The following is a 21,841-nucleotide window of genomic DNA, read 5'->3' on the forward strand; positions in this document are numbered from 1 at the left end:
CGAACGAGCGAGGAGCAGGCATGAGCAACGAGGACCCGCGGTGGCTCGATCCGACGCAGCAGAACGCCTGGCGGGCGCTCGTCTCCGTCGTCACGCGACTGCCGGCCGCGCTCGACACCCAGATGCAACGCGACTCCGACATGACGCACTTCGAGTACTTCGTCCTCGCACTGCTCTCCGAGAACCCCGAGCGCCGACTGCGTCTCAACACCCTCGCCGCCGAGGCCAACGCGTCGCTGTCGCGGCTCTCGCACGTCGTCACGCGCCTCGAGAAGCGCGGCTGGGTTCGACGCGAACCGGTTCCGGGCAGTCGCGGTTCGTACGCCGTGCTCACCGATGCCGGTTACGACACCGTCGTCGAGGCGGCACCGAGCCACGTCGAGGCGGTGCGCAGGCTCGTGTTCGACGGCCTCGACGACGACCAGGTGCGCGCGCTCGCGCGCCTGGGCTCCGCCCTGGTCGAGCAGATCGACGAGGGGATCGCCGGCGGCATCGGCAAGGCGTGAGCCGCCGCCTCACCCGGCCCACGACCCTCCCGCGCCCGTCACGTGGCGGGGCGGCTCCGCGGCACGTCCCGGAACGGGATGTTCGGGTCGTGGCTGCGTTCACGCGGCATGCCGAGCACGCGTTCGCTGATGGCGTTGCGCGCCATCTCCGTCGTCCCACCCGCGATGCACCACACCTGCCGCATCAGATGGTCGACGCCACGTTGCGCGACCGCTCCGTCGGCCTCGTCCCAGGCGGCACCGTTGGCATCGGTGAACTCGTAGCCGATGGTGACGAGCCGGCTCTCCACGACACCGGTCATCAGGCGGGCGATGCTCGCGGCCTGGTCCGACATGGTCCGCGTGGCCACGCCCGTGGACACCCGCTGTTCGAGGGACTGCTTGACCAGTTCGAGCATCCGCGCCTCCCCGAGCAGGTCGCGGGCGAGCAGGTCGTCGAGCCGGCCGGCGTCGCGGGCCACGGCGAACAGCTCGGGCATCCGCGAGGCGCCGCGCGAGACCCCCGCCGGGATCGTCGTGTACGGCGAGTTCCGGTACATGCGTTCGTGGAACATCCAGCGGGTGCCCACGGTCCAGCCGTCGTCGACCTCGCCGAGCCGGTCACTGTCGGGGACACGCACGTCGGTCAGGAATTCCTGGCAGAACTCCTTCGAGCCGCTGAGCATCTCGATGCGATGCACCTCGACCGACGGTTGTTTCAGCGGCACCATGAAGACGGTCAGGCCCCGGTTCTTCGGGACGTCCCAGTTGGTGCGGGCCAGGCACAGCGCCCAGTCCGACCACCATGCACCGGTGGTCCAGATCTTCGATCCGTTGAGGATCCAGTCCTCACCGTCGCGGACCGCGGTGGTGACGGCGGCGGCGACGTCGGATCCGCCGTTGGGTTCGGAGAGCATCTGCATCCACAGTTCCTCGCCCTTCAGGATGGCGGGGATGTGGCGGCGCTTCTGTTCCTCGGTCCCGAATTCGAGCAGCACCGCGGCGCACGGCACGAAGGTGGGTACCTGCAGGCGGGACGGATACTCGTAGCCGGCGAGTTCCTCGTCGAACACCTGCTGGTAGGCGCGTGGCAGCCCCTGCCCGCCGTACTCGCGGGGAAAGCAGATGCCGGCGAAGCCCGCGTCGAACATCGCCCGCTGGATGTCGCGCTCGCGCCGGACGAGGGCCAGTTCCTCCTCGTCGGACGCTTCGGGGCGGAGCACCCCGATGTAGGCCGCGGAGTCGGAGCGTTCCAGGTTGACGTCGATCCACGCCCGTGCCCGCGCCCGGAACTCGTCGAGCGTCTCGGTCACGTCGGCCCTGTCCGAGGTGTCGAGGGTCATCAGGATGCCTCCCGGAGTTCGACGATGTCGGCGAGACGGGCACGATGTTCGGCCGGGGTGCCGAAGCCGGAGCGGTTCGCGGCCACGCGTCGCGCATAGAGGTGCAGATCGTGTTCGTAGGTCACGCCGATCCCGCCGTGGATCTGGATGCAGTCCTGTACCAGCTCGCTGCCGTACTGCCCTATGTAGGCCTTTGCGGCGCAGAGGAGTTCGTCCGCATCGGGGCTCGATGTCGCGACCGCTCCGGCCGCCCGGTCGGCGATGGCATGACTCGCCTCGAGCCAGGCCTTCATGTCGGCGAACCGGTGCTTGAGTTCCTGATAGGACGCGAGCGGGCGACCGAAGGCATAGCGGTCGAACGCCCACGCGACGGTGAGGTCGAAGACCGCTTGCAGCGCTCCGACGGATTCGGCGGCGGAGATGACGAGCGCGGTCCGCCGCGCGCGGGCGGCGTCGTCCGCTCCCCCGCCGGGTTCGCCGACGACGGAGCTCCGCGGCACGCGCACCTCGTCGAAGTGGACCGCGGCGTAGCGCCGCGTGACGTCGATCGACTGCAGTGGTGTGACCGTCACTCCGTCCGTGTGGCGGGGCACGAGCACGTTCGTCACGTCCTGCCCGGTCCGACCGGTCACGAGCAGGAGCTCGGCGGTGGCACCGGCTTCGACGGGGCGTTTGGTGCCGGTGACGACCACCTCGTCGCCGTCGATCCGGATCTCGACGGGCGCGGTGGCGGTCCGGCTGCCGGCGTGCGGTTCGTCCAGGCACCAGGCTGCGGTGGCGCTGCCGGCGAGCAGCGCCACCAGCGCTTCCTCGTGGTCGTTCCCGTATCGGCCGAGCATCTCCGCGGCGACGTTCGTCGGACACAGCGGGCCGGGGGCGGCGTGACGCCCGAACTCATGCGCGACCAGCGCGAGATCGACGAGACCGAGACCGCTCAGCGATCCTCCGCCGTGGTCCTCGTCGACGAGCAGGCCGGTCCATCCGAGTTCGGCTCCGGCGCGCCAGTAGTCGGCTGCGAAGCCGTCCGGATCGTCGCGGAGGCGGCGGATCCCGTCCGGCGGCACCTTCTCTGCGAGGAACCGTGCCGTGGTGTCGCGGAAGAACTCCTGATCCGGATTCGGATCCAACAACATGCGTGCCCCTTCACCCCGTCGTCAGAACATAGCGCTCTCGATATAGAGAACACTATTCTCATCGGATGCGAAAGGGGTACGCGAGGACGGACTCGGGTGGACCGAGTCGGTTCAGCCGAGCGGAGTTCCGCCCACACCCCAATTCTCGCGGGGCACCTCGGTGATCGTCACCCACACCGACGACGGATTCTTGCCCGATGCCTCGGCGTACGCGCGGGTGACCGCGGCGATCACCTCGGCCTTCTGCTCGTCGGACAGGCCCGGCGTCTGACTGATCTGGATGAGAGGCATGCGGGCATTCTCGCAGCCCGTCGCACGGCCCGCCGATCGGTCCTGCCGTCCGCCCCACGAGATGTCGTGCGAACGGACGACCTCGGGTTACTCGGCGATCTGCGGTGCCTCGAGCAGGATGTCGGTGTCGAAGCAGGTGTGCGTGCCGGTGTGGCAGGCGGCGCCGACCTGGTCGACGACGAGCAGCACCGTGTCGCCGTCGCAGTCGAGGCGCACCTCGTGCACGTACTGGGTGTGCCCGGACGTCTCGCCCTTGACCCAGTACTGCTGCCGCGACCGCGAGTAGTAGGTGGCCTTGCGAGTCGCGAGGGTGCGGGCGAGCGCCTCGTCGTCCATCCACGCCATCATCAGCACGGCGCCGGTGGCCCGCTCCTGCACGACGGCGGCGAACAGGCCGTCGTCGTTGCGCTTGAGCCGGGCGGCGATCGCCGGATTCAGGATGCCGCTCATCGGACCGTGATCCCTTCCACGCGCATCGCGTCCTTGACCTGACCGATGGTCAGCTCCCGGAAGTGGAAGACGCTCGCGGCGAGCACCGCGTCGGCGCCGGCCTGCACGGCGGGTGCGAAGTGCTCGACGGCACCGGCACCACCGGAGGCGATGACGGGCACGTGCACATCCTTGCGCACGGCCTCGATCATCTTCAGGTCGAAACCGTTCTTGGTGCCGTCGGCGTCCATCGAGTTGAGCAGGATCTCGCCGACGCCGAGTTCCTCGCCGCGCCGGGCCCACTCGACCGCGTCGATGCCCGTCCCGCGACGACCACCGTGCGTGGTGACCTCCCAGCCGCTCGGCGTGGGTTCCTGTCCTGCGGGCACGGTGCGCGCGTCGACCGACAGCACGATGCACTGCGACCCGAACCGCTCGGACATCTCGCGCAGCACCTCGGGCCGGGCGATGGCCGCGGTGTTCACCGAAACCTTGTCGGCGCCGGCGCGCAGCAGACGATCGACGTCCTCGACGGTGCGGACGCCGCCTCCGACCGTGAGCGGGATGAACACCTGCTCGGCGGTGCGCGTGACGACGTCGAGCATGGTGCCGCGGTCGCCGCTCGACGCCGTGACGTCGAGGAAGGTCAGTTCGTCGGCGCCCTGTTCGTTGTAGAGGGCGGCGAGCTCGACCGGATCACCCGCATCGCGCAGGTTCTCGAAGTTGACACCCTTGACCACCCGCCCCGCATCCACGTCGAGGCACGGGATGACCCGCACGGCCAGCGTCATGTTCGATCTCCTTCGGAACCCAACTGCTCGGCCACGGACTGTTCCGTCGCCGACTGCACAATCTCCAGTATCTCGCCGTGCACTCCGGGCGCTGCAGCGACCACCGATCCGGACCCGATCCGCCAGGGCCGGCCCGCGAAGTCGGTGGCGATGCCCCCGGCGGCCCGCACGAGTGCGACACCGGCGGCGTTGTCCCAGGGGTGGTGGCCGAACACGACGGCACCGCCGATCGCGCCTCCCGCGGTGAACGCGAGGTCGGCGCCGGTGGAGCCGTGCATCCGCAACCGGGCGACGCGCCGGCTCAGCTCGGTGATGACGGCGAGACGCCGGGTGCCGGGCACCCGACCGCGACTGTCGATGTCGAAACTGCCGACCGCGATCATCACGTCCTCGAGCCGCGCCGGCCGCAGCGGTGCGGTGGGCTCGCCGTTCACGAGCAGCGGCCCGTCGGCGATTCCCGCGAAGCGCTGATTCGTCAGCGGCAGCCACGTGAGGCCGAGGATCGGTTCGCCGTCCTCGACGAGAGCGAGGAGGATCCCGGCCATCGGCAGCCCGGCGGAGTAGTTGATGGTGCCGTCGATCGGGTCGAGCAACCAGACGGTGCCCTCCCCCGCGGACGGGCCGCCGAACTCCTCACCGTGCACGGGGATACCGGTGCGCTCGGCGAGGGCACCGGAGATCCGCCGTTCGAGTTCGAGATCGAGATCGGTCGCGAAATCGTTCGGTCCCTTGTCGACGGAGCGCGGCGCACCGTGCCCGGCGACGAACCGTTCCGCGACCTCGTCGAGTACACCGCTCGCGACGGCGAGCAGCCGGTTCAGGTCTGCGGGATCGGCCATGGGTCAGCGCGAGACGGCGTCGAGCGCCTCGGTCAGCGTGAATCGGCCCGCGTAGAGCGCCTTTCCGATGATGGCGCCTTCGACGCCCTCATCGGTGAGCGTCGCGATGGCACGCAGGTCGTCGACGGTCGAGACGCCGCCGGAGGCGACGACCGGAGAGTCGGTGGCCGCGCACACCTCGCGGAGCAGGTCGAGGTTGGGGCCGGAGAGGGTGCCGTCCTTGGTGACGTCGGTGACGACGTAGCGCGAGCAGCCGTCGCGTTCGAGACGCTCGAGCACCTCCCACAGATCGCCGCCGTCGGAGACCCAGCCGCGGCCGCGCAGCCGCCACTGGCCGTCGAGAAACTTGACGTCGAGCCCCACGGCGATCCGGTCGCCGAACTCGCCGATGACGCGCGAGCACCACTCGGGATTCTCGATCGCGGCGGTGCCGAGGTTGACGCGGGCACAGCCGGTCGCGAGGGCCGCGGCGAGGGTCTCGTCATCGCGAATGCCGCCCGACAGCTCGACCTTCACGTCGAGTTCGCCGACGACGTCGGCGAGAAGCGCACGGTTGTCGCCGCGGCCGAACGCCGCGTCGAGATCGACCATGTGCACCCATTCGGCGCCGGCGTTCTGCCATTCGAGGGCGGCGTCACGGGGCGAACCGTAGCCGGTCTCGCTGCCCGCCTCTCCCTGAACGAGGCGAACTGCTTCACCGTTGACGACGTCGACTGCGGGCAAAAGGACCAGGCTCACTGCGTACACATTAGTGCCTGTACCTGTGACATCACCAAACGCGTGGCCGGGGCGTCAGGAAAGCGCCGTGCGTCATGCCGACCGTGCCGCGTCGAGGGCCCGGCAGGTCGGGGTCGGACGGCCGGCGTACTCGTCGACGGGACCCTCGTACAGCACGGTTCCGCCGTGCCGTCCCGGTCCCGGTCCGAGGTCGACGATGTGGTCGGCGTGCCGGATCACGTCGAGGTGGTGCTCGATGACGACGACGGTGTGCCCTCGGTCGACGAGGTCGTCGAAGACGCACAGGAGGGTGCCGACGTCCTCGGCGTGCAGGCCGGTGGTCGGCTCGTCGAGGACGTAGAGGGTCGGCGTCTTCACTCGTCCGAGTTCCTTGGCGATCTTCACCCGTTGACACTCGCCACCGGAGAGCGTGTCGAGCGACTGTCCGAGGCGGAGGTAGTCGAGGCCCACCCCGGCGAGCGCACTCAGTCGACGCGCGATCTCCGGGTGCGGCAGTTCCTCGAGGGCGCGACCGACGGTGAGGTCGTCGACATCGGCGATCGACAGGCCGTTCACGGTGTGCCCGAGCACCTCGGCGGTGAACCGGCGGCCGTGGCAGGTGTCGCAGACGACCTCGCGTCCGTCCATGAAGGCGAGGTCGATGTACACGACACCGGCCCCCGTGCAGGTCGGGCACGCACCCGCCGAGTTCGCGCTGAACAGGCTCGCCGGCACACCGCTGTGTTCGGCGAACATCCGCCGCAGGGTGGGTGCGATGCCGGTGTAGGTGATCGGGGTGGAGCGGCGATTGGCGCTCACCGGCCGCTGGTCGATCACCGTGGCGTCGTACTGATCGACGAGTTCGGCTGCGAGACTGGACTTTCCCGACCCAGCGACGCCGGTGAACACGGTGAGCACGCCGGTGGGGATCCGCACCGTCAGGTCGCGGAGGTTGTTGCGACACGCATCGGCGATCGTGAGACGACCGGTCGCCTCGCGGGCGGGGTGACCGCGGCCGATGGCGCGCCGCAGCGATCGGCCGGTGGGAGTGTCGGCCGTTCGGAGCCGGTCGAAAGTGCCCTGGAAGACGAGGCGACCACCGGACGAGCCCGCACCGGGACCGATTTCGATCACCTGGTCGGCCCGGGCCATCACGCTCGGGTCGTGTTCGACGACGAGGACGGTGTTGCCGCTGTCACGGAGCCGTTCGAGGAGGTCGATCATCGTCTCCACGTCGGCGGGATGCAGACCGACCGTCGGTTCGTCGACGACATAGGTCATCTCCGTCAGGCTCGACCCGAGGTGCCGGACCAACTTGATCCGTTGCGATTCGCCGCCCGAGAGCGTGGTGGTCGCCCGGGCGAGCGCGAGATAGCCGAGGCCGATCGTCACCATCGCCTCGAGACGGCCCACCAGTGCGGACACCACAGGTGCGGCGCGCGAGTCGTCGATCGTGCGCACGAATTCGAGCAGCTCGATGATCTCGAGGCGGGACAGCTCCCCGATCGTGCGGCCGCGAAGGGTGACCGCCCGCGCGGCCGCGTTCAGCCGTTCTCCGGCGCAGTCCGGGCACGTCTCGGCGCGGGTGAAACGTCGGATGACGTCCTGTTTGCGTTCGGAGAGGTTGTCGGAGGTGTGCAGGTGGATGCGCTCGAACCTCTCGACGACGCCCTCGTATCCGTCCGGCGGTTTGTGGCCCAGCGCCGCTGCGGCCTCGCCGCCGTAGAGCAGTGCCTCCCGCTCGGCGGGCTTCCAGTCGCGCAGGGGTGTGTCCGCGTCGAAGGAACCGATGTCGGCGTACTGGGAGTACCAGTACCCACCGTTGCCGAAGCCGGGCACCAGGATCGCGCCCTCGGCGAGGGACCTGTCGAGATCGAGGAACCGCTCGACGGCACTGACGACGATCTCGCCGAGCCCGGAGCAGGTCGGGCACATCCCGGTGGGGTCGTTGAACGAGAAGCGGTTCGACTCCCCGAGGACGGGTGTGCCCACCCGGGAATACAGCAGCCGCAGATAGGTCCAGGTGTCGGTGATGGTGCCGACCGTCGAGCGGGCGTTGCCGCCGAGGCGGCGCTGGTCGACGACGATCACCGGCGTCAGACCGTCGATGTGGTCGACGTCGGGTCGTGTCCACTTCGGCAACCGATTGCGCGTGAACGGCGGGTACGTCTCGTTGAGCTGGTAGCCGGCCTCCGCGGCGATCGTGTCGAAGACGAGCGACGACTTCCCGGAGCCGGACACCCCGACGATCACCACGAGCCGGTTGCGCGGAACGGTCAGATCGACGTCGGCCAGGTTGTGGGTGCGGGCGCGGCAGATCGTGATGGCGCGGCCTCGCATTGCCGCCTCGGTGGTCGTGACGGTGGTGGTCATGGATTCGACGCTACGACCGGTTGCGGCCGGATCCTGACCGCAACCGGTGGGAGGATGACGGCATGGCGGACGTCACCGAGCGGATGCTCGCGTTGTTGTCGATCCTGCAGACCGGACGCGCGATCGGCGGGGACGAGCTGGCCCGGCGGCTGCAGGTGAGCCGCCGGACGCTCCGCCGCGACGTCGACCGGCTGCGCGGCTACGGATATCCCGTCGAAACCCGTTCCGGGCCCGGCGGTTTCTACCGTCTCGCGTCGGGACGTTCGATGCCGCCGCTGGTGCTCGACGACGACGAGGCCGTCGCGGTGCTGCTGGGGCTCGGCGCTCTCGCTGCGACCGGGCCGGCCGAAGGCGGACTGGACGACGCTGCCACCCGCGCCTACGGCAAGCTCGACCAGTTCCTGCCCGCGCGGCTGCGCCCGCGGGTCGCGGCCGTCCGCAGCGCGGTGGAGACGAGTGCGCTGCAGGCGCCCAGCGTGTCGGCGGAGCTGCTCGGCACGGTGGCGGAGGCGATCGCGCGGTGCGACACGCTCACCTTCGACTACGTCGACGCGCAGGGCTCGCCGACCTCGCGCAGGGTCGAGCCGTACCGGCAGGTCCACCACCTGCTGCGGTGGTACCTCCTCGGATGGGACGTCGATCGCGAGGACTGGCGGGTCTTCCGCCTCGATCGTGTGCGCGACCTGCTCCGCACCGGCCGACGGTTCGCACCCCGCCGACTTCCCGCCGGGTCCGCCACGGAATACCTGCGGCAAGGACTCCGGCAGGGGCGGACACCGGTGCACCTGGACGTGGCGGCCTCGGCCACGCACGTCGCCGACGCGCTGAAGTACCAGGACGCCGAGATCCGGCCGACGGGTGACGACCGGACCGAGGTGCACCTCGCGGTCGAGTCGTGGCAGTGGCTCGTCCTCGCGCTCGCCACCCTCGACGCCGACGTCCGGATGCGCGCGGACCCGGAGATCGTCCGGGCCTGCGCGGTGTTCGCCGATCGTCTGCGCGCGGCGGCGCAGGACGTCGTCGTCCCCTCCGAGGACGGCGCGAGGTGAATCTGGGCGCGGCAGATCGATTTCGAGTCCGCACAGCTGCGTTACGAAGCTCCTCGCGCGCCCGACTGGGGTTCGCTACCGCAACACGCCGGGCGAAGCCCGGTTCGGCGCGTCAGCTTCCGGGACGGTCGTCCTCGGCGGGACCGAAGGCCCGGCGGGCCGACCGCGTCGATACGACACCCATGGCCACGACGGCCGCCACGATGCCGACCAACGCGATGACGAGGCCGACGACCGGCGTGGGCCGGACCGCCACCACGACGATGGCGGTGACGAGCAGCACGACGGTCGCCGCGCCGACGGACAGCAGCGCGTGACGGCCGAAGGAGAACTCTCCGCTCGGTCGTCCGCGCCGCGGCCCGGTCACAACGAGTTGACCCAGTTCTGCAGCAACTGTGCGCCGGCGTCGCCGGACTTCTCCGGGTGGAACTGGGTGGCCGAGAGCGGACCGTTCTCGACGGCAGCGACGAAGCGGCTGCCGTGCTCGGCCCAGGTCACCTTCGGCGGCGCGAGACGCTCGGGAGCGTCGAGTTCCCACTTGCGGGCGGCGTAGGTGTGGACGAAGTAGAAGCGGGTGTCGGCGTCCATGCCGGCGAAGAGCACCGAATCGGCGGGGGCCTCGACGGTGTTCCAGCCCATGTGCGGCAGCACCGGCGCGTCCAGACGCTCGACCGTGCCCGGCCACTCGCCGCAGCCCTCGGTCTCGATGCCGTGCTCGACGCCGCGTTCGAACAGGATCTGCATGCCGACGCAGATGCCGAGCACCGGACGACCGCCTGCGAGGCGGGTGCCGATGATCTTGTCTCCGCCGACGCTGCGCAGGCCCTTCATGCACGCATCGAAGGCACCGACGCCGGGGACGACGAGTCCGTCGGCGGCGAGCGCGATCTTCGGGTCGGCAGTGACCTCCACATGCACGCCGGTACGGGCGACTGCCCGCGTGGCGGAGTGGAGATTGCCCGAGCCGTAGTCGAGGACGGCGACCGTGGTTGCGCTCATGATGTCGATTCTATGTGGTGGGACGGGGACGTTCCGACGGCCCGGCCAGTCGGGCCAGCAACGGCAGCGCCGGGACCAGGACCGCGGCGGCGGCGAAGGCCGCCGGGTATCCGGCCGCGGCGGCCACCGCGCCGAGGGCGAACGAACCGGCGCCGGTGCCGGCGTCGAAGCCGATGTTCCAGGCGGCGCTCGCCGACCCGGTGTTGCCCGCGCCGGCGCGACGGAACGCGACGAGCAGCGCCTCGTTCTGCACGACACCGAAGCCGAAGCCGAAGGCGATCGCGGCGACGATCAGCAGCACCGCTCCCCCTCGGTCGTCGGCGACGAGCGCGAAGGGAATCATCGCCAGGCCCGCGAGCCCGAGACCGACCGGCAGCAATTTGCCGGCGCCGATCCGGTCCGCGACGGAACCGGCCGCGTACCGCCCGATCAGCGAGGACGCGCTGAGCACGGCCAATGCCGCCGCGACGGGCAGGCCGGCGACCGCGATGCGCAACAGCGAGGTGAGACCGCCGTAGGCGATCGCACCCGCGCCCACCGCGACCAGCGGGAACAACAGCACGACCGGAGGCACCCGTCGCGCCGTCCGGGATTGTTTCGCGGTCAGCCGCGGCAGACGGATCGCGGCGAGCAGACCGGCGGACGAGATGATCGCGCCGAGCACGAACACCGGCGTGGTGGAGAACCGCTCGGCGATCGCCAGGCCGGCGGGCAGGCCGATCGTCTGGGACGCGGCGATGGCGATGCCGAGCATGCCGGTGGCCCGGCCGAGCAATCGCGGCGGCGCGAGTTCGCCGACGAGGGCGGCCGCCGCCACGGTGATCATGCCGAAACCGATACCGCGCAGCGCGGAGATGCCGAGCACCGCCGCCGGAGCCATCGATACGAGGAACAGCAGCGACGGCGGCCCGAGGAACAGGCAGCCGGCCGCGAGCGTCGCGCGGTGACCGAACGCGCGCAGCAGTCGCGGCATCGCGAGCTGGGTGAGGACGGTGGTGAACATGAACACCGCCGTCACCGACCCGGCGAGCGTGTCGCTGCCGCCGGCCTCGGCGATCGCCCAGGGCACGACCGGCAGCAGCAACGAGAAGCCGCCGAAGGCCGCCGCGGACGTCGACCACGCCGGGATCAGACCACGAACGGTGAACAGTCCTTGTTGTTCCGCCACGTCAGAGCAGCCGGAAGACGCCCGCGGCGACGGCCAGCACGGTCAGAGCCAGCAGCACACCCGCGAACAACGTGTTGCGCGCCTTCCACATCGACCACGTTCCGCCCGCGGCGAATCCGGCCACGATGAAGCACAGGTAGGTGAGGACGACATCCATATGTCAGAGACTGCCCTTCGTCGACGGGATGCCGGTCACACGCGGGTCGGGTTCGACGGCCTCACGCAGCGCGCGGGCGACCGCTTTGAACTCGGCCTCGGTGATGTGATGCGGGTCGCGGCCGTAGAGCACCCGCACGTGCAGTGCGATGCGGGCGTGGAAGGCGAACGACTCGAACACGTGCCGGTTGATCACCGTCGAGTAGGGCACGCCCGGATATCCCCCGATCACCGAGTGCACCATGTAGTCGGGCTCACCGGTGAACACGCAGTAGGGACGGCCGGAGACGTCGACCGAGGCGTGCGCGAGGGTCTCGTCCATCGGGATGAAGCAGTCGCCGAAGCGCCGGATGCCACGCTTGTCGCCGAGGGCCTGACCGAAGGCCTGGCCGAGGACGATGGCGGTGTCCTCGACGGTGTGGTGGGCCTCGATCTCGATGTCGCCCTGCGCCTGCACGGTGAGGTCGAACGAACCGTGCTGGCCGAGCGCGGTGAGCATGTGGTCGTAGAACGGGATCCCCGTGGAGATCTCGGTGCGACCGGTGCCGTCGAGGTCGATCTCGACGGTGATGCTCGATTCCTTGGTGGTGCGTTCGACGCGCGCGATGCGGTCGCTCATCGGGTTTCCTCGATTTCCGTGGCCGCGAGCTTCTCGCTCACTCGCAGCAACTCGTCGTTCTCGTGGGTCAGGCCGATCGTGGTGCGCAGGTAGCCGGGGATCCCGACGTCGCGGATGAGCACACCCTCGTCGAGATACCGCTGCCAGGTGGCAGGGGCGTCCGCGAAGCGGCCGAAGAGGATGAAGTTGGCGTCGGAGGGAATCACGTCGTAGCCGAACCGGGCGAGTTCGGCGGCGACGCGGTCGCGCTGGGCGGCCAGTTCCGCAACCGACGCGAGAGTTTCGTCGGCGTGCCGCAGGGCCGCACGCGCGGCGGCCTGGGTGACGACCGACAGGTGGTAGGGCAGGCGCACGAGCAGCAGCGCCTCGATCACCGCGGGGGCGGCGGCGAGATAACCGAGCCGTCCGCCGGCGAAGGCGAACGCCTTGCTCATCGTCCGCGAGACGACGATCTTCGTCGGGTACTCGTCGATCAGCGACAGAGCGCTCGGCTGCGAGGAGAACTCGACGTACGCCTCGTCGACGATCACGATGCCGGGGGCGGCGTCGAGGATCACCCGCAACTGGCCGAGCGGGATGCTGTGTCCCGTCGGGTTGTTGGGGCTGGTGACGAAGACGACGTCGGGCCGCCGCTCCCGCACGGCCGCGGCGGACGCCTCGACGTCGAGGGTGAAGTCGTCGCGCCGGTAGGTGGACAGCCACTCGGTCTGGGTGCCGTCGGCGATGATCGGGTGCATCGAGTACGACGGCACGAAGCCCATCGACGTGCGCCCGGGACCACCGAAGGCCTGCAGGAGCTGCTGCAGGATCTCGTTGGAACCGTTTGCGGCCCAGACGTTCTCGACACCCAGAGGAACGCCTGACGCGTTCGTGAGATAGGTGGCGAGGTCGGTGCGCAGCGCCACCGCGTCGCGGTCGGGATAGCGGTGCAGCTGCGTCGCCGCCTCACGCACGGCCTCGGCGACGTCGTCGACGAGCGCCTGCGTGGGCGGGTGGGGGTTCTCGTTGGTGTTGAGCTGGACGGGCACCGTCAGCTGCGGCGCACCGTAGGGCGACTTGCCCCGCAGGTTCTCGCGCAGCGGCAGATCGGCGAGGGTGATGCGGGAGCCGGGGATCTGGGTCACTTCAGCGCCTCGAATCGCAGACGGACGGCTTCGCCGTGGGCGGGCAGGTCCTCGGCGTTCGCGAGGGTGATGACGTGACCGGAGACGTCCTTCAGGGCCGCCTCGGTGTACTCGACGACGTGGATGCCACGCAGGAAGGTCTGCACGCTCAGGCCCGACGAGTGCCGGGCGCAGCCGGCGGTGGGCAGCACGTGGTTCGACCCGGCGCAGTAGTCGCCGAGGGAGACCGGTGCCCACGGCCCGACGAAGATCGCGCCGGCCGAGCGGACGCGCGCGGCGACCTCGGAGGCGTTCTCGGTCTGGATCTCCAGGTGCTCGGCGGCGTAGGCGTTGACGACCTTCAGGCCCTGGTCGATGTCGTCGACGAGGACGATGCCGGACTGGCTACCGGACAGCGCGGTGGTGACGCGCTCGCGGTGCTTGGTGAGCTCGAGCTGCGCGGCGAGGGCGGTGTCGACGGCGTCGGCGAGTTTGGTGCTGGTGGTGACGAGCACCGAGGCGGCCATGACGTCGTGCTCGGCCTGGCTGATCAGGTCGGCGGCGACGTGCATCGCGTCGGCGGTGTGATCGGCGAGGATCGCGATCTCGGTGGGGCCGGCCTCGGCGTCGATGCCGACGACCGCGCGGCACAACCGCTTGGCGGCGGTGACGTAGATGTTGCCGGGGCCGGTGATCATGTCGACCGGGGCGAGTTCGGCGCCGTCGGTGTCGGTGCCGCCGTAGGACAACAGTGCGACACCCTGCGCGCCGCCGACGGCCCACACCTCCTCGACGCCGAGCAGCGCCGCGGCGGCGAGGATCGTCGGGTGCGGCAGTCCGCCGAAGTTCTTCTGCGGCGGCGAGGCGATGACGAGCGATTCGACACCGGCGGCCTGCGCCGGGACGACGTTCATCACGACCGACGACGGGTAGACCGCGTTGCCGCCGGGCACATAGAGGCCGACGCGCTCGACCGGCACCCAGCGTTCGGTGACGGTGCCGCCGGGGACGACCTCGGTGGTGACGTCGGTGCGCCGCTGGGCCGCGTGCACGACGCGCGTGCGCTCGATGGCCTCCTCGAGGGCGGCACGGACGGCCGGTCCGAGTTCGGCGAGCGCACGGTCGAGCTCCGCGGCGGGAACACGCACGGAGGCGGGGCGGACGCCGTCGAACTTCTCGCAGTAGTCGAGTGCGGCCTCGGCGCCGCGGTCGCGGATGTCGTCGACAACGGGACGGACCTGATGGAGCACCGCATCCACGTCCACTCCGCCGCGGGGCAGTGCGCCCCTGAGCTCCGCAGTGGTGGGAGTACGACCGCGCAGGTCGGTGCGGGCAAGCATGAGGTGTCCTCTCTCGTCGAACAGGGATCACCCTCTACTATCCCGCATCCCCCGACGACGATCGAAGTCGCGCCCGCGTGAGGATGCTCTCGGCACGGATCACCGTGCTTATGCTGTCGGCATGGACGAGGACGAGTCGCGCCCGAGCACATTGGGCGAGTTGATCCGCCGCCAGCGTGAGCTCGCAGAACTGCCCATGCGTCAACTCGCGGCGATGGTGGGCATCTCGAATCCGTACCTGTCGCAGATCGAACGGAACCTGCGGGCGCCGAGCGAGCGTGTGCTGCAAGCGATCGCCGAGCAGTTGCATCTGTCCGCGGACACCCTCGCGGCCCACGCGCAGGCCGACGACGGAGCGGAGTCCGCCGTCCTGCGGGCGATTCGCGAGGATCCCGACCTGACCAATCCCCAGCGGCGTTCGCTCGAGGAGATGTACGAGGCGTTCCGGGAGGTCACCGTGGCGCGTCGTCGGCGTGGTGGAGGACGCGAACCCGACGAGGAGTGAGCATTCTCACAATCGTCACCGGACGGGTTCGTGCGTCACGCAGCATTCGAGGTCAACCCGGTTTCGTCGCCCCGTCGACGAACATGCAGGTAGCACGTACCTGGGGGTAAGGTGCGCGCCTCCGTCGACGACGTCACCATCGGCTCCGGACCATTCACCCAGTTCTGGAGTTGCTCGGTGCTCAACCATCTGCAGAAGAAGCTCACCTCCTCCCTCGACCCGATCGGGTGGGGACCGGCCGTCGCATCCGTCGCCGGCCGTGCAGTGAAGAATCCGCGGGCCGTGGCCGGCGCGACCACGGAGTACGCGACCCGCCTGGCGAACATTCCGGCGGCGGCGACGCGCGTGTGGAACGCCGCCGATCCGCAGCCCCCGGTGCCGCTGGATCCGAAGGACCGCCGGTTCTCCGATGCCGCCTGGAAGGAGAACCCTGCCTACTTCTCGCTGCTGCAGAGCTATCTCGCCACCCGCGAGTACGTCGAGGACCTCGCCGACGCCGGCTCGGGTGACCCCGTGCAGGACGGCAAAGCCCGCCAGTTCGCGAACCTGATGTTCGACGCGCTCGCCCCGTCGAACTTCCTCATCAACCCGGGTGTGCTCGTGCGCGCGCTCGACACCGGTGGCGCGAGCCTGTTCCGCGGCGCGAAGTACGCCATCGAGGACGTCGTGCACCGGAAAGGCCTGCCGCTCAAGGTCGATCGCGAGGCGTTCACCCTCGGCGAGAACATGGCCGCAACCCCCGGCAAGGTCGTCTTCCGCAACGACCTCATCGAGGTCATCCAGTACGCCCCGCAGACCGGCGAGGTGCACGAGATCCCGATCCTGGCGGCGCCGCCGTGGATCAACAAGTACTACATCCTCGATCTCGCGCCGCAGCGCAGCCTCATCGAGTGGGCCGTGCAGCACAACCGCACCGTGTTCGCGATCTCGTATCGCAACCCGGACGAGTCGATGCACGAGATCACGATGGACGACTACTTCCGGCAGGGTGTCGCGGCGGCGCTCGACGTCGTCGAGGAGGTCACCGGATCCTCGCGTATCGAGGTGCTGTCGATCTGCCTGGGCGGCGCGATGGCGGCGATGGCCGCGGCCCGCATGGGCAAGCTCGACGACAAGCGGATCAGCGCGTTCACGATGCTCAACACGCTCCTCGACTACAGCGAGGTCGGCGAGTTGGCGCTGCTGACCGACCCGGCGACGCTCGACCGTGTCGAATTCCGGATGAGCAAGCAGGGCTTCCTCTCGGGCAACGAGATGGCCGGCAGCTTCGACATGATCCGCGCGCGCGATCTGATCTTCAACTACTGGGTGTCGCGGTGGATGAAGGGTGAGAAGCCGGCCGCCTTCGACATCCTGGCGTGGAACGAGGACAGCACCCGCATGCCTGCGAAGATGCACTCGCACTACCTGCGGTCGCTGTACGGCCGCAACGAGCTCGCGCGCGGTGTGTACGAGCTCGACGGCGAGGTCCTCGACCTGTCGGACATCACGTGCGACACCTATGTGGTGGGAGCGATCAACGATCACATCGTGCCGTGGACGTCGTCGTACAAGGCGACGGGCCTGCTCGGCGGGTCGGTCCGGTACGTCCTGACCAGCGGGGGCCACGTGGCCGGCGCGGTCAATCCCCCCAATCCGAAGGCCTGGTTCGAGGCCGTCGGCGCGCCCGACGGCGAGAAGCTGCCGAAGCTGCCCGAGGACCCGAAGGCATGGTCGGAGAAGGCCACTCGCACCGCGGGGTCGTGGTGGGAGGACTGGACCGCATGGTCGACGAAGCGCGCCGGTGAGCTGGTCGCTCCCCCGGCGATGGGCAGCGCGCAGCATCCGCCGCTGTGCGATGCCCCGGGAACCTATGTCTTCGAGTGACATTGCGCGTTAGCTATCATTTTGCTAACCTGCTAACAGCGCTGATCCGAGCGCACCCCCACAGGGGAAGCCCCGCTCCTGTCACGAGCGCCCACGGAAGGTACACATCATGACCGCACCGACCAAGACCACCGCCGCCAACGCCAAGGCCACCGATGCCGCTGCCAAGGCGACGGAAGCCGCCACGAAGGCCGCCACCGAGGCCACCGCAACGGCCCAGCAGTCGGCCGAGAAGCTCACCTCGACGGCCGCTGCGGTCGCCGACAAGGCCGCCACCGAGTTCACCAAGACCGTCGACGAGGCCACCGAGCGCTTCCAGGAGTTCAACGCGAAGTTCATCGACGCCGCGAAGCAGAGCGGAAACCTCGGCGTCGACACCTACGAGAAGGCCGTCTCGAGCATCCTGGATCTGCAGGAGAAGGTCGCCGACGCCACCCCCGTCGAGTGGGTCGCCGATCTCGCCAAGGCGCAGGTCTCCTTCGCTCGCGAGCTCACTACCACCGTCACGAGCACCGCTCGCGACCTGCTGAAGTAATCGTCGACTCCTCGATGCAGTCGATACCGAACACCGCATCAGCGGACGTTCTCCGGTGCAGTGCATGCTGTCACTGACACCCGCCCGGATCGCCGCGGCCCCGTTTCGTCTCGGGACCGCGGCGATCGCCGGTTGGAGCGCCTATCTCGCCGGCCTCGTACGACGCGGCGCCACACCGTGCACGTTGGTCTCCGACGCGAACCGGTACAGCCGCGCCCTGACCTCGGCCACGCCGCCGCGCTGGTCCACGGACTGGCCGGTCGTGCGCCGGTGGTCCCTCGGAGGTCTGCGTGATTGCAGCACCTCCGACCCCGCACGCGACGAGATCCCGACGCTGTTGTTGCCGCCGCAGGCCGGCACCCACTCGTGCATCGTCGACCATTCCGTCGACCGCAGTCAGGTCGAAGCCCTCCGCGCCGGTGGCCTGACCCGCCTGCATTGTCTCGACTGGGCACCCGCGACTCCCGCGACGGACGGCTGCTCGATCGACGAGCACCTGGCGGTCGTCGCCGAGGCCGTCGACCATCTCGGTGGTCGGGTGAACCTGATCGGCGACAGCCAGGGTGGGTGGCTCGGCACCGTCTACGCGGCGTTGCATCCCGAGAGCGTGTACTCGCTGACCGTGGCGGGAGCTCCCATCGACTTCCACGTCGACCAACCGGCGCTGTCGGTGCTGGCCCACGCGCCTCGCGGGGCCGCGGCCACGACGATCGACTTCTGGTACGGGGCGGCGCGGGCCGTCGGGGTGCCGACCACCGATCCGATCGGTGAGGTCGAACGTGCGATGACGCTGCTCGGACTGCTCGACGATCCCGACGAGGTCGCGCGGTGGGAAGCCGAACGGCACTGGTTCACCTGGAAGCAGGAGATCCCCTCGGCCTTCCGCGAGTGGATCATGCGACACCTGTTCGTGGGCAACGAACTCGTCGCCGGCACGCTGAGGGTCGAAGGACGCATCGTCGACCTCTCGGCCGTCGACTGCCCGGTCCATCTGATCGCCGGGTCCGCCGATCCGATCGCGACTCCCCGGCAGGTCACGGCGCTGGCGGAGCACGTCTCGACCCCGCCGGAGAGGATCACCACGACGATCGCCGACGCCGGCCACATCGGGCTGTTCATCGGCCGTCGTGCACTCACGGAGGTGTGGACGCCGCACGCCCGACGGCTGGCAGCGTCGACATGATCGCGCTGTCCCGGCCGCAGCGCGGTCGGGACAGCGATCAGGACGGGGTGTCGACCCCGAGGCGTGTACACGCCGCCTTGTAGAGATCCACGACGGCCGTGCGGAGTCCCGCCCGGTCGGTCACCGGTTCGAGCCACGGGATGCGCACGGTGTGGTCGCGACCGTCGATCACGACGACCCACTCCCCCGCCTCGCGGTCGACGCCGGTCATCCGCGCCTCGACGGCGCCTGGCTCGGCGAAGGCACGCACGATGAGCAGGCCGTCTGCTGCGTGATCGTCGTTCATATGGGCGGTCACAGCCGCCACCACCTGGCTGTCGAAGTCGGTCACGGGCGCTGAGCGTAACCAATCGGGGCGGACGACGAGCGCGTCGGTCCCGGTCGCGACCGCCGACAACTCATTCCACGATGCGCCGCAACGACTCTCGGCACTCGCGATACACCTCGACCGGATCGCGGTCGTCGCCGGCGAGGGCGAGTTCGTCCCACCTGTCCCAGCTCGTGCGCCACACCACCACGGCCAGTTCTGCGAGCAGGCGGACCGTCGTCGGATCCGTATTCTCCGCCTGCTCCGTGATCCGTTCGCGCAACCGGTCGACGAGTGACTTCTCCTGGGCTGCGGCCAGTGCCTGCAGTTCCGGGTGCACTGTTGCTCGCCGGTGGGCAGTGGTGGCTGACGCAGCTGGGCACCGACACCACGCTCGGTGTCGTCGTCGCGATGCACGTCGTGTTCTGTATCGGCATGGCCGTGCTGATGACCCCGCTCATGACGGCGTCGGTCTCCGGCGTGCAGACGGCCTTCGTCGTCGGCGGGTGCATCGCCCTCGTCGCGATCGTGCCGGCACCGCTGGTGCGTCGCCTCGAGGATCGTTCGACGCTCGAACCGGTCGACGTCTAGCCTCGATGTCGAGGGTTCCATCCGGAAAGTTGCGGCGGCGTACCGAGGATCCCGGTCCCGCCGCCGATGTGAACACCCACCTATCGCTGGTCACACGATGATGGGAGGCTGGACCAGCCGGACCGGATGCGCCCTGCAGGGGGCTGCGCAGCCGATCCGGCCCACCATCGGCACATTCGCTCGATGACCGTCGAGCACGTACGTTTCCGATTTGCGACGGGAGGGCACACCGTCCGCACCCGGGCCTGTCCATCCGGACAGCTCAGCTCGGAGGCATCGCCGGTTCCGTCGACAGCCGACGATGCCGTCTTCACACCACCCCTCGCATCGATCTCCTCGCGGAGCGAGGACGAACACCTTCGGAGTCGGAGACCCTCCACCGAAGTCCCTCCGGATCCGACGCGTTTCACCGACGAGGAGAAGCCATGGGTTTCGTGTACTACATCCTTCCGGACGGCCGCGAAGCCGGGTACGGAGTCGAGGCCGAATGCGACGATCCGCAGTGCCACCTGCGGATCGACCGGGGACGCGGGTATCTGTGCGGGGACAACCCCCTCGGGCACAAGGGGGACGACGAGGCGGGGTGCGGCGACTACTTCTGTCTCCTCCACCTGCCCGATCATGGGTGCCCGCTGCCGGAATGCGGCGTGCACTGCGACGACGAGCTACCGTGCTCGCTGGTGCACGGCCACGACCGGCCGCACCGGCACACGACCGCACGGCCACGCACGCGTACACGTCGGCGCTCACCCCGAGGTCGCCCGTGAACACTTCGCACACGTGAGCTCCTCCCACCTCGATACCGGAACGGTAGGCTGAAGGTGCCGAGGCTGCAGTACGTGATCATGTCCGATCCCGTCGTCCTCGTCGAACGAGCAGGCCGCCCTACGGCCCAGTCAGGAGCGTCGCAATGACGCTGCACAACGCCCGGATCCGCTCCGATCGATCTTTCTCTCGTTACCCCGCCGGACATCCGCGACCCCGGGCCGATGATCACCCGCATCCATGCACCTGGGGGCAGGCCTCGTGGGCGGCCGACGAAACGGACATCGGCTGCCTGCACCGGCCTCGATCCGTACCCGGCGCGGGTGTGTGACATGACGGAACATCCGCGACGCGCATTCACCAACCGGGACCTGAGACGTTTCCGAGCCGCTGCCGGCGGTGGACAGCCCTTCGATGTGCCGACCCGCACGGTGCGGCTGCTTCTCCGCGATCCCGATGACCACTCCACCGGCGTGGACGGGGCCTGGTGGCCGCGGGGCGACAATCTCACTACCGAACTCCACGATCTGGTCTCCGCACTGACCTCCCGCTTGGGGAGAACCGAACGAATCGCGTTCGACTGGAATGTCCTGAGCCTGTCGCAGCGAGGTATCGATCCCCCGGACGGTATCGAACTCGTCGGACCGGCACCGGATCAACCGAGCAACCTGATGTACGTTTTCGGCCGGCGCGAAACCTGCCTTCGGTTGTCGATCATCGAGCCCGTGCTCGACGCCCGCCAAGCGTACGAGAGCATGCAGAAGACCGTCGCACCGAATCCGGAACAAATCTGAGCACCATCGATATCCGGACGTAGACGGACTCACCCGGGGCTTCTGTGGCGTCCGGAGACCACGATGTGCACGAAAGGCGCTTGAGAATGCCCCTGCCCTCCACGATCGAGGCAGTATTACGGACCCACTACCGCCTCCTACGAACCCCGCTGGCGGTCCTCGAGCAGCACCTACCGCGTCATCCCGAGCAGGATTCCGTCGTTCGTTCGGTCTGCCGACGAGTACTGATCACGTGCGACCGCACGGCGGCGCACGTCCTGAGCGACGGGGCGGCCGGCCGTGCCGCCAACCGGACCGAGCGGCGCCACACCGCCGATCGCGACGCCCACGCCCGGAAACAACACGACCGCGACCTGCGGGACGCGGCAGTCCTCGACGAACATCGCCGTCGATTCCTCGACAGCCAATATCGAGCCGGAAACACCTCGCTACCGACACATTCGTCGGATGCACCGCTGAG

The 21,841-nt window shown here is 69.3% G+C and carries 27 protein-coding genes; 9 read left to right on the forward strand and 18 right to left on the reverse strand.

The window, feature by feature from the left end; genetic code table 11:
* The first annotated feature begins 20 nt into the window (after positions 1-20).
* Positions 21-506 (forward strand): MarR family winged helix-turn-helix transcriptional regulator, encoded by a 486-nt coding sequence (locus tag ACNJ7K_RS16145; RefSeq protein ID WP_487041921.1) that lies wholly within the window; start codon positions 21-23, stop codon positions 504-506.
* A gap of 38 nt (positions 507-544) precedes the next feature.
* Here ACNJ7K_RS16145 and ACNJ7K_RS16150 read toward each other — a convergent pair whose 3' ends face one another.
* The 8 genes from ACNJ7K_RS16150 to ACNJ7K_RS16185 all read right to left on the reverse strand — a co-directional run bounded on the left by ACNJ7K_RS16150 (position 545) and on the right by ACNJ7K_RS16185 (position 8,401).
* Complete coding sequence (locus ACNJ7K_RS16150; RefSeq protein ID WP_487041922.1) at positions 545-1,828, reverse strand: acyl-CoA dehydrogenase family protein; 1,284 nt, start codon at positions 1,826-1,828, stop codon at positions 545-547.
* Positions 1,828-2,961, reverse strand: a complete 1,134-nt coding sequence (locus tag ACNJ7K_RS16155) for an acyl-CoA dehydrogenase family protein (protein WP_487041923.1) — start codon at positions 2,959-2,961, stop codon at positions 1,828-1,830. Before ACNJ7K_RS16155 ends, ACNJ7K_RS16150 begins: the two co-directional genes overlap by 1 nt.
* Positions 2,962-3,072: 111 nt before the next feature.
* On the reverse strand, positions 3,073-3,252 hold the full coding sequence (locus ACNJ7K_RS16160; RefSeq protein WP_060652983.1) for a tautomerase family protein: 180 nt from the start codon (positions 3,250-3,252) through the stop codon (positions 3,073-3,075).
* Between the two features lie 87 nt (positions 3,253-3,339).
* On the reverse strand, positions 3,340-3,702 hold the full coding sequence (gene hisI, locus ACNJ7K_RS16165; RefSeq protein WP_088898423.1) for a phosphoribosyl-AMP cyclohydrolase: 363 nt from the start codon (positions 3,700-3,702) through the stop codon (positions 3,340-3,342).
* The gene (gene hisF / locus ACNJ7K_RS16170) at positions 3,699-4,472 is read right to left on the reverse strand and encodes an imidazole glycerol phosphate synthase subunit HisF (RefSeq protein ID WP_024101213.1); all 774 of its coding nucleotides are present in this window, start codon (positions 4,470-4,472) and stop codon (positions 3,699-3,701) included. The genes hisI and hisF overlap by 4 nt, the downstream gene beginning before the upstream one ends.
* Positions 4,469-5,311: an inositol monophosphatase family protein gene (locus ACNJ7K_RS16175; RefSeq protein ID WP_088898424.1), complete on the reverse strand. Its 843-nt coding sequence runs from the start codon at positions 5,309-5,311 to the stop codon at positions 4,469-4,471. Before ACNJ7K_RS16175 ends, hisF begins: the two co-directional genes overlap by 4 nt.
* A 3-nt stretch (positions 5,312-5,314) precedes the next feature.
* A complete protein-coding gene (priA, locus tag ACNJ7K_RS16180; RefSeq protein ID WP_088898475.1) occupies positions 5,315-6,049 on the reverse strand; it encodes a bifunctional 1-(5-phosphoribosyl)-5-((5-phosphoribosylamino)methylideneamino)imidazole-4-carboxamide isomerase/phosphoribosylanthranilate isomerase PriA in 735 nt (244 codons plus the stop codon).
* A 72-nt stretch (positions 6,050-6,121) separates the two neighbouring features.
* Positions 6,122-8,401, reverse strand: a complete 2,280-nt coding sequence (locus ACNJ7K_RS16185) for an ATP-binding cassette domain-containing protein (protein ID WP_487041924.1) — start codon at positions 8,399-8,401, stop codon at positions 6,122-6,124.
* Between the two features lie 62 nt (positions 8,402-8,463).
* On the opposite strand from ACNJ7K_RS16185, the gene ACNJ7K_RS16190 reads away from it, so the two are divergent.
* Positions 8,464-9,450, forward strand: coding sequence for a helix-turn-helix transcriptional regulator (locus ACNJ7K_RS16190; protein WP_487041925.1), 987 nt, complete (start codon positions 8,464-8,466; stop codon positions 9,448-9,450).
* A 112-nt stretch (positions 9,451-9,562) separates the two neighbouring features.
* On the opposite strand, the gene ACNJ7K_RS16195 is transcribed toward ACNJ7K_RS16190, so the two are convergent.
* From ACNJ7K_RS16195 to hisD, 7 genes are read right to left on the reverse strand one after another with little or no spacing between them, the layout of a single operon-like run.
* Positions 9,563-9,817: a hypothetical protein gene (locus tag ACNJ7K_RS16195; RefSeq protein WP_423660052.1), complete on the reverse strand. Its 255-nt coding sequence runs from the start codon at positions 9,815-9,817 to the stop codon at positions 9,563-9,565.
* Positions 9,814-10,449: an imidazole glycerol phosphate synthase subunit HisH gene (hisH, locus tag ACNJ7K_RS16200; protein ID WP_088898428.1), complete on the reverse strand. Its 636-nt coding sequence runs from the start codon at positions 10,447-10,449 to the stop codon at positions 9,814-9,816. Before hisH ends, ACNJ7K_RS16195 begins: the two co-directional genes overlap by 4 nt.
* A gap of 10 nt (positions 10,450-10,459) precedes the next feature.
* A complete protein-coding gene (locus tag ACNJ7K_RS16205; protein WP_033097639.1) occupies positions 10,460-11,617 on the reverse strand; it encodes an MFS transporter in 1,158 nt (385 codons plus the stop codon).
* 1 nt (position 11,618) lies between these two features.
* On the reverse strand, positions 11,619-11,774 hold the full coding sequence (locus tag ACNJ7K_RS16210; RefSeq protein WP_169823833.1) for a hypothetical protein: 156 nt from the start codon (positions 11,772-11,774) through the stop codon (positions 11,619-11,621).
* 3 nt (positions 11,775-11,777) lie between these two features.
* Entirely contained in the window at positions 11,778-12,392 is a 615-nt protein-coding gene (gene hisB, locus ACNJ7K_RS16215; protein WP_006554074.1) for an imidazoleglycerol-phosphate dehydratase HisB, read from the reverse strand.
* A complete protein-coding gene (locus ACNJ7K_RS16220; protein WP_487041926.1) occupies positions 12,389-13,516 on the reverse strand; it encodes a histidinol-phosphate transaminase in 1,128 nt (375 codons plus the stop codon). The genes hisB and ACNJ7K_RS16220 overlap by 4 nt, the downstream gene beginning before the upstream one ends.
* Complete coding sequence (gene hisD / locus ACNJ7K_RS16225) at positions 13,513-14,835, reverse strand: histidinol dehydrogenase (protein WP_487041927.1); 1,323 nt, start codon at positions 14,833-14,835, stop codon at positions 13,513-13,515. The genes ACNJ7K_RS16220 and hisD overlap by 4 nt, the downstream gene beginning before the upstream one ends.
* Positions 14,836-14,956: 121 nt before the next feature.
* Between hisD and ACNJ7K_RS16230 the strand changes: the two genes are divergently transcribed.
* The 4 genes from ACNJ7K_RS16230 (at position 14,957) to ACNJ7K_RS16245 (ending at position 18,924) form a co-directional block, all read left to right on the forward strand.
* Entirely contained in the window at positions 14,957-15,340 is a 384-nt protein-coding gene (locus tag ACNJ7K_RS16230) for a helix-turn-helix domain-containing protein (protein ID WP_088898432.1), read from the forward strand.
* Positions 15,341-15,451: 111 nt separating this feature from the next.
* Positions 15,452-17,206, forward strand: a complete 1,755-nt coding sequence (locus ACNJ7K_RS16235) for a PHA/PHB synthase family protein (RefSeq protein WP_455408936.1) — start codon at positions 15,452-15,454, stop codon at positions 17,204-17,206.
* Between the two features lie 109 nt (positions 17,207-17,315).
* Positions 17,316-17,741, forward strand: coding sequence for a hypothetical protein (locus tag ACNJ7K_RS16240; protein ID WP_120283137.1), 426 nt, complete (start codon positions 17,316-17,318; stop codon positions 17,739-17,741).
* A 64-nt stretch (positions 17,742-17,805) separates the two neighbouring features.
* The gene (locus ACNJ7K_RS16245) at positions 17,806-18,924 is read left to right on the forward strand and encodes an alpha/beta fold hydrolase (protein ID WP_487041928.1); all 1,119 of its coding nucleotides are present in this window, start codon (positions 17,806-17,808) and stop codon (positions 18,922-18,924) included.
* 37 nt (positions 18,925-18,961) lie between these two features.
* On the opposite strand, the gene ACNJ7K_RS16250 is transcribed toward ACNJ7K_RS16245, so the two are convergent.
* Together ACNJ7K_RS16250 and ACNJ7K_RS16255 are read right to left on the reverse strand one after the other, a co-directional pair.
* On the reverse strand, positions 18,962-19,255 hold the full coding sequence (locus tag ACNJ7K_RS16250; protein WP_487041929.1) for a DUF2470 domain-containing protein: 294 nt from the start codon (positions 19,253-19,255) through the stop codon (positions 18,962-18,964).
* 67 nt (positions 19,256-19,322) lie between these two features.
* A complete protein-coding gene (locus tag ACNJ7K_RS16255; RefSeq protein WP_487041930.1) occupies positions 19,323-19,571 on the reverse strand; it encodes a hypothetical protein in 249 nt (82 codons plus the stop codon).
* On the opposite strand from ACNJ7K_RS16255, the gene ACNJ7K_RS16260 reads away from it, so the two are divergent.
* The 3 genes from ACNJ7K_RS16260 to ACNJ7K_RS16270 all read left to right on the forward strand — a co-directional run bounded on the left by ACNJ7K_RS16260 (position 19,550) and on the right by ACNJ7K_RS16270 (position 21,381).
* Positions 19,550-19,822: a hypothetical protein gene (locus ACNJ7K_RS16260; protein WP_455408940.1), complete on the forward strand. Its 273-nt coding sequence runs from the start codon at positions 19,550-19,552 to the stop codon at positions 19,820-19,822. The two genes, ACNJ7K_RS16255 and ACNJ7K_RS16260, sit on opposite strands and share 22 nt — an antisense overlap.
* 425 nt (positions 19,823-20,247) lie before the next feature.
* Positions 20,248-20,589, forward strand: a complete 342-nt coding sequence (locus ACNJ7K_RS16265) for a hypothetical protein (RefSeq protein WP_455408941.1) — start codon at positions 20,248-20,250, stop codon at positions 20,587-20,589.
* A 330-nt stretch (positions 20,590-20,919) separates the two neighbouring features.
* Complete coding sequence (locus tag ACNJ7K_RS16270) at positions 20,920-21,381, forward strand: DUF5994 family protein (RefSeq protein WP_455408942.1); 462 nt, start codon at positions 20,920-20,922, stop codon at positions 21,379-21,381.
* A gap of 170 nt (positions 21,382-21,551) precedes the next feature.
* On the opposite strand, the gene ACNJ7K_RS16275 is transcribed toward ACNJ7K_RS16270, so the two are convergent.
* On the reverse strand, positions 21,552-21,788 hold the full coding sequence (locus ACNJ7K_RS16275; RefSeq protein ID WP_455408943.1) for a hypothetical protein: 237 nt from the start codon (positions 21,786-21,788) through the stop codon (positions 21,552-21,554).
* Positions 21,789-21,841: the final 53 nt, after the last annotated feature.

The organism is Rhodococcus shunpengi, assembly GCF_048381395.1.
Taxonomy (GTDB): Bacteria; Actinomycetota; Actinomycetes; order Mycobacteriales; family Mycobacteriaceae; genus Rhodococcus.

Bases quoted from the DNA above. Each gene is read 5' to 3' on its own strand.
- ACNJ7K_RS16145 (WP_487041921.1), top strand. From the start codon at position 21: ATGAGCAACGAGGACCCGCGGTGGCTCGATCCGACGCAGCAGAACGCC.
- ACNJ7K_RS16150 (WP_487041922.1), bottom strand. From the start codon at position 1,828: ATGACCCTCGACACCTCGGACAGGGCCGACGTGACCGAGACGCTCGAC.
- hisI (WP_088898423.1), bottom strand. From the start codon at position 3,702: ATGAGCGGCATCCTGAATCCGGCGATCGCCGCCCGGCTCAAGCGCAAC.
- hisF (WP_024101213.1), bottom strand. From the start codon at position 4,472: ATGACGCTGGCCGTGCGGGTCATCCCGTGCCTCGACGTGGATGCGGGG.
- ACNJ7K_RS16155 (WP_487041923.1), bottom strand. From the start codon at position 2,961: ATGTTGTTGGATCCGAATCCGGATCAGGAGTTCTTCCGCGACACCACG.
- hisH (WP_088898428.1), bottom strand. From the start codon at position 10,449: ATGAGCGCAACCACGGTCGCCGTCCTCGACTACGGCTCGGGCAATCTC.
- ACNJ7K_RS16175 (WP_088898424.1), bottom strand. From the start codon at position 5,311: ATGGCCGATCCCGCAGACCTGAACCGGCTGCTCGCCGTCGCGAGCGGT.
- ACNJ7K_RS16160 (WP_060652983.1), bottom strand. From the start codon at position 3,252: ATGCCTCTCATCCAGATCAGTCAGACGCCGGGCCTGTCCGACGAGCAG.
- ACNJ7K_RS16190 (WP_487041925.1), top strand. From the start codon at position 8,464: ATGGCGGACGTCACCGAGCGGATGCTCGCGTTGTTGTCGATCCTGCAG.
- ACNJ7K_RS16245 (WP_487041928.1), top strand. From the start codon at position 17,806: ATGCTGTCACTGACACCCGCCCGGATCGCCGCGGCCCCGTTTCGTCTC.
- hisD (WP_487041927.1), bottom strand. From the start codon at position 14,835: ATGCTTGCCCGCACCGACCTGCGCGGTCGTACTCCCACCACTGCGGAG.
- ACNJ7K_RS16210 (WP_169823833.1), bottom strand. From the start codon at position 11,774: ATGGATGTCGTCCTCACCTACCTGTGCTTCATCGTGGCCGGATTCGCC.
- ACNJ7K_RS16240 (WP_120283137.1), top strand. From the start codon at position 17,316: ATGACCGCACCGACCAAGACCACCGCCGCCAACGCCAAGGCCACCGAT.
- ACNJ7K_RS16230 (WP_088898432.1), top strand. From the start codon at position 14,957: ATGGACGAGGACGAGTCGCGCCCGAGCACATTGGGCGAGTTGATCCGC.
- hisB (WP_006554074.1), bottom strand. From the start codon at position 12,392: ATGAGCGACCGCATCGCGCGCGTCGAACGCACCACCAAGGAATCGAGC.
- ACNJ7K_RS16185 (WP_487041924.1), bottom strand. From the start codon at position 8,401: ATGACCACCACCGTCACGACCACCGAGGCGGCAATGCGAGGCCGCGCC.
- ACNJ7K_RS16265 (WP_455408941.1), top strand. From the start codon at position 20,248: ATGGGTTTCGTGTACTACATCCTTCCGGACGGCCGCGAAGCCGGGTAC.
- ACNJ7K_RS16270 (WP_455408942.1), top strand. From the start codon at position 20,920: ATGACGGAACATCCGCGACGCGCATTCACCAACCGGGACCTGAGACGT.